Origin of the sequence: Shigella sp. FC1567 (assembly GCF_001743015.1) — a bacterium.
In the GTDB taxonomy this organism is placed as follows: domain Bacteria; phylum Pseudomonadota; class Gammaproteobacteria; order Enterobacterales; family Enterobacteriaceae; genus Escherichia; species Escherichia coli.
Map to the genome: position 1 here is coordinate 1 of NZ_MIIV01000151.1, position 4,667 is coordinate 4,667.

Annotated in this window: 3 protein-coding genes and 1 pseudogene; 2 read left to right on the plus strand and 2 right to left on the minus strand. The window is 52.3% G+C overall.

The features are described from left to right. Positions 1-174 precede the first annotated feature (174 nt). Positions 175-1,056: a LysR family transcriptional regulator gene (locus BHE85_RS10765; RefSeq protein ID WP_004985640.1), complete on the plus strand. Its 882-nt coding sequence runs from the start codon at positions 175-177 to the stop codon at positions 1,054-1,056. A gap of 208 nt (positions 1,057-1,264) precedes the next feature. Here BHE85_RS10765 and srmB read toward each other — a convergent pair whose 3' ends face one another. Further along, positions 1,265-2,599 (minus strand): ATP-dependent RNA helicase SrmB, encoded by a 1,335-nt coding sequence (gene srmB, locus BHE85_RS10770; protein ID WP_000219197.1) that lies wholly within the window; start codon positions 2,597-2,599, stop codon positions 1,265-1,267. Positions 2,600-2,730: 131 nt separating this feature from the next. Between srmB and trmN the strand changes: the two genes are divergently transcribed. After that, positions 2,731-3,468, plus strand: a complete 738-nt coding sequence (gene trmN, locus BHE85_RS10775) for a tRNA(1)(Val) (adenine(37)-N(6))-methyltransferase TrmN (RefSeq protein WP_005007860.1) — start codon at positions 2,731-2,733, stop codon at positions 3,466-3,468. Here trmN and nadB read toward each other — a convergent pair. Continuing rightward, positions 3,453-4,553, minus strand: a pseudogene (gene nadB, locus BHE85_RS10780) (L-aspartate oxidase); the annotation flags it as partial. The gene trmN and the pseudogene nadB overlap by 16 nt on opposite strands. Between the last annotated feature and the right edge of the window lie 114 nt (positions 4,554-4,667).

Below are 4,667 nucleotides of genomic sequence, written 5' to 3' on the forward strand. Positions count from 1 at the left end.
TAGTGCGCTGGGTTATCGCTCGCCACGGGAATATCTGCGGCAGCGGGCTTGTAATGGGTTAAGTGATAACAGATGTCTGGAAATATAGGGGCAAATCCAGTACCCGACACAGAACATTTAAAAAAATGAATGTTTTTATATTCTAGATTCGATATTTTCGATAGGTTCGGGGTTATGGATCTGCGCCGTTTTATTACGCTTAAAACCGTGGTGGAAGAGGGTTCCTTTTTGCGAGCTTCGCAAAAATTGTGCTGTACACAATCGACGGTGACTTTTCATATTCAGCAGCTTGAGCAGGAGTTTTCAGTCCAGTTATTTGAGAAAATTGGCCGACGGATGTGCCTTACCCGCGAAGGAAAAAAGTTGCTGCCGCACATTTATGAACTTACCCGAGTGATGGATACGCTTCGTGAGGCTGCCAAAAAGGGGTCAGATCCGGACGGGGAACTACGCGTTGTTTCGGGCGAAACGTTGCTCTCTTACCGAATGCCGCAGGTGTTGCAGCGTTTTCGGCAACGCGCACCAAAAGTGCGTTTATCGTTGCAGTCGCTGAACTGTTACGTGATCCGTGATGCGCTACTGAATGATGAGGCCGATGTCGGCGTCTTTTATCGCGTAGGGAATGATGATGCCCTGAACCGACGAGAGTTGGGTGAACAATCGCTGGTGCTGGTGGCTTCACCGCAAATTGCAGATGTCGATTTTACTGAGCCGGGAAGACATAACGCCTGTAGCTTTATTATCAACGAACCGCAATGTGTCTTCCGGCAGATATTTGAGAGCACGCTGCGTCAGCGGCGGATCACGGTGGAAAACACCATTGAGCTGTTAAGCATTGAAAGTATCAAACGTTGTGTCGCGGCGAATATCGGTGTCAGTTACTTGCCCCGCTTTGCGGTGGAAAAAGAGCTTGAGAGCGGAGAATTAATTGAATTGCCTTTTGGCGAACAGTCGCAGACCATTACGGCTATGTGCGCACACCATGCTGGAAAAGCGGTTAGCCCGGCGATGCACACTTTTATTCAGTGTATTGAAGAGTGTTTTTTGCCGGGATAAAAATAATGCCGGGCTTAAACCCGGCACCCAACTTGTCGACGAAGTGCGTTTTGTTCATGCCGGATGCGGCGTGAACGCCTTATCCGGCCTACAAGATCGTGCAAATTCAATATATTGCATGAGCCATGTAGGCCTGATAAGCGTAGCGCATCAGGCAGTTTTGCGTTTGCCAGCACTTTTAATTCCGGGCTTAAACCCGGAATTAAGATTACTCTTCTGTCGTTTGCGGTGGCACGCCCGTTCCGCTCGGTTTACGGCGCTTACCAATATTTTTGGTGTCGCGATGGCGTTTTTTCACCCGCGGCTTCTCTTTCTCTTTAGCTTTTTTCTTCTCGGCGCGTTTTGCCAGTACTTTCTTCGATGGCTTGCCGGTCTGCTTCTCGCTTGGCGTACGCGTTTTCGGGCGTAGTTCCTCAATGACGCGAGCTTTTATCGGCTCTTCAATATAACGGCCAACTTTGCCAAGCAGCAGATGGTCATGGGCTTCCACCAGCGAAATCGCGGTGCCTTTACGACCGGCGCGCGCGGTACGTCCGATACGGTGCAAATAAGTATCACCACTGCGCGGCATATCGAAGTTAAAGACGTGGCTGACGTCTGGAATGTCGATACCGCGCGCGGCAACATCGGTTGCTACCAGTACGTTTACGCGGCCTTCGGTCAGGCGTTTAATCGCTTCATTACGCTTGCCCTGTACCATCTCACCTTCGAGATAGCAGTTGTTGATGCCCGCTTCGCGCAGCCAGTTTGCCAGCTCATGCACACGTTCACGCTTACGCACAAACACAATTGAGCGGGTCGCTTCCGGCTGTTTTAACAGATGCACCAGCAATGCGGTTTTATGTTCCAGGTCATCGGCGCGGTAATACCACTGATGAATTTTTTTGCGCTCACGGGTGGACGGATTGGCAGAAACCTCCACCGGATCTTCCAGCAGACGCTCGGCAAAGTCCTGAATCGCATCGCCTTCCAGCGTTGCCGAAAAGAGCAGGGTCTGTTTACGCCAGCGCGTTTCGCCAGCAATATGTTCGATATCCTGAGCGAAGCCCATATCCAGCATACGGTCTGCTTCGTCGAGGATCAGCGTTTCAACCGCGCGGCAATCGAAGTTCTCTTCTTTTATGTATTGCAGCAGACGTCCGGTCGTGGCGACCACGATGTCCTGATTTTCGCTGAACACTTCCGCGTGGTTCATATAGGCTACGCCGCCGGTAATGGTGGCGATATCCAGATGCGTATGTTTCGCCAGTTCGCGGGCATGATCGGCCACCTGCATCGCCAGCTCGCGAGTTGGGGTGAGGATCAAAATACGCGGCGGACCGGATTTCTTACGCGGGAAATCGAGCAGGTGCTGCAACGCTGGCAGCAGATACGCCGCCGTTTTACCGGTGCCTGTCGGCGCAGAACCGAGTACATCACGGCCATCGAGCGCAGGCGGAATGGCGGCAGCCTGAATGGCGGTCGGGCGAGTGAAACCTTTATCCTGGAGGGCTTCCAGCAGGCTTTCGTCGAGTTCAAGTTCGGAAAAAGTCGTTACAGTCATGTTCTACCTCTGTGTGGGGCGCTGATTATAGACGTTACGGCTGCAATCTTCATCTGTTTGTATGGATATCGCTTCTCGGGTATTGTTCTCACCCGGTGCTATCGCCGTTTTTCCTGCAAGGTTTTATTTTCATGTCACAGTCTACATCCGTGCTTCGTCGTAATGGATTTACTTTTAAACAGTTTTTTGTTGCTCACGATCGCTGTGCGATGAAAGTGGGAACGGATGGCATTTTGCTGGGCGCATGGGCACCGGTGGCTGGGGTGAAACGTTGCCTTGATATCGGCGCGGGTAGCGGGTTGCTGGCACTGATGCTGGCGCAGCGAACCAGTGACAGCGTGATAATTGATGCCGTTGAGCTGGAAAGTGAAGCTGCCGCGCAGGCGCAGGAAAATATCAACCAGTCCCCGTGGGCAGAGCGGATTAACGTCCATACGGCGGATATTCAGCAGTGGCTCACACAGCAGACAGTACGCTTCGATTTAATCATCAGTAACCCACCTTACTATCAGCAGGGAGTAGAGTGCGCGATCCCTCAACGGGAACAGGCTCGCTATACCACTACGCTTGATCACCCATCGCTGCTGACCTGTGCGGCGGAGTGCATTACCGAAGAGGGATTTTTCTGCGTAGTGCTGCCAGAGCAGATTGGTAATGGTTTTACGGAGCTGGCATTAAGCATGGGCTGGCATTTACGTTTGCGGACGGATGTGGCGGAAAACGAAGCGCGACTGCCGCATCGGGTGCTGCTGGCATTCTCCCCGCAGGCGGGAGAATGCTTTAGCGATCGCTTAGTCATTCGTGGGCCAGACCAGAACTATTCCGAAGCGTATACGGCGCTGACCCAGGCTTTTTATCTGTTTATGTAATGATTGCCGGGGGAAAGGATCGACGGACCGGAATGGGTGAGCAGTTCCGGATAATCCAGTGTGAAATGCAGGCCACGACTCTCCTTGCGCATCATGGCACAGCGAACAATCAATTCCGCAACCTGCACCAGATTACGCAGCTCCAGCAAATTATTCGACACGCGGAAGTGGGCGTAATATTCGTCTATTTCCTGTTGCAACATATTGATACGCCGCAGGGCGCGCTCAAGACGTTTTGTTGTGCGCACAATGCCGACGTAATCCCACATAAACAGCCGTAGCTCGTGCCAGTTATGCTGAATTACTACCCGTTCGTCAGGGTTCTCAACGCGGCTTTCATCCCACGGTGGTAACGTACTGACGCCGTGGGCATCAGGCATACGTCTGGTGATATCTTCTGCCGCCGACCAGCCATAGACCAGACACTCCAGCAATGAATTCGAGGCCATGCGGTTAGCGCCGTGTAAGCCGGTATAACTCACCTCGCCAATGGCATACAAGCCCTCGACGTCCGTACGCCCATGATCATCAACCATTACACCACCGCAGGTATAGTGTGCAGCAGGCACAATCGGTACCGGTTCTTGTGTGAGATCAATCCCCAGCCCGAGCAATTTTTCATAAATCATCGGGAAATGCTGGCGAATAAAATCGGCGGGCTTATGGCTGATGTCGAGGAACATACAATCTGCGCCGAGGCGTTTCATTTCATGGTCAATGGCGCGGGCGACAATATCGCGCGGGGCCAGTTCGCCGCGCTCATCAAAATCGGGCATAAAACGCGTGCCATCCGGGCGCTTGAGATAAGCGCCTTCGCCGCGCAGTGCTTCCGTTAACAGGAAATTGCGTGCCTGTGGGTGATACAGTGCGGTAGGGTGGAACTGATTAAATTCGAGATTGGCAACCCGACAGCCCGCGCGCCACGCCATAGCAATGCCATCGCCAGAAGAAATATCCGGATTGGTGGTGTACTGATACACCTTCGACGCACCGCCGGTTGCCAGTACCACTGCTTTTGCGTGGCAGGTTTCCACCGTTTCTTTATTTCGGTTCCATACCCACGCGCCTACAACCCTGAGGTAGCCTGAGTTTAACGGACACTCCTTCCTGAAATAGAATGGCATCAGAAGGAGCTAATAATGAGCAGAAAAAACCAACGTTACTCTAAAGAGTTCAAAGCCGAAGCTGTCAGAACGGTT